Source organism: Desulfovibrio sp. 6_1_46AFAA (assembly GCF_000224635.1).
In the GTDB taxonomy this organism is placed as follows: Bacteria; Desulfobacterota; Desulfovibrionia; order Desulfovibrionales; family Desulfovibrionaceae; genus Desulfovibrio; species Desulfovibrio fairfieldensis.
In genome coordinates this window covers 465,983-466,616 of sequence record NZ_JH114301.1, presented here as the reverse complement: position 1 = coordinate 466,616, position 634 = coordinate 465,983, and the positions used below count along the sequence as shown (strand labels likewise).

Below are 634 nucleotides of genomic sequence, written 5' to 3'. Positions count from 1 at the left end.
TGCACCCAGGGTCACATGGGCCTTGATCTCGCCGTCGCCCAGCTCGTCCTTGCTGATGAATTCGTCGTTATCGGCGTCCGTGGTGATTTCCACGCCCACAGCCGGAGCCGTCGTATCCAGGTGCGCCGTGTCATTGGCCGTGGACTCGTTGCCCGCAGGGTCGGTCACTGTGGCGTCAACGCGCACTTCCTGGCCCTCAGCAGGCTTGGTCACGGTCACGTCCAGGCCGTTGCTCAGCATCTCATCGGTCACAAGGCCGTTGAAGATCTCCTTGCCGCTCTGGTCCGTCACCACCAGCGTGTCGCCGGCGGCCGTGCCTTCACCCAAGGTCACATGGGCCGTGATCTCGCCGCCCTTCAGTTCGGCGTCACTGATCTGGCCGTCGTTGTTCGCATCCGTGGTGATTTCCACGCCCACAGCCGGAGCCGTCGTATCCAGGTGCGCCGTGTCATTGGCCGTGGACTCGTTGCCCGCAGGATCGGTCACCGTGGCGTCAACGCGCACTTCCTGGCCCTCAGCAGGCTTATTCACGGTCACGTCCAGGCCGTTGCTCAGCATCTCATCGGTCACAAGGCCGTTGAAGATCTCCTTGCCCGCTCTGGTCCGTCACCACCAGCGTGTCGCCGGCGGCCGT

At 64.0% G+C, this 634-nt stretch carries 1 protein-coding gene; it reads right to left on the bottom strand.

What is annotated here, in order from left to right:
* On the bottom strand, window positions 1–570 hold a 570-nt coding region (locus HMPREF1022_RS18470), incomplete at its 3' end, for a hypothetical protein (protein WP_198005320.1).
* Window positions 571–634 lie beyond the last annotated feature (64 nt).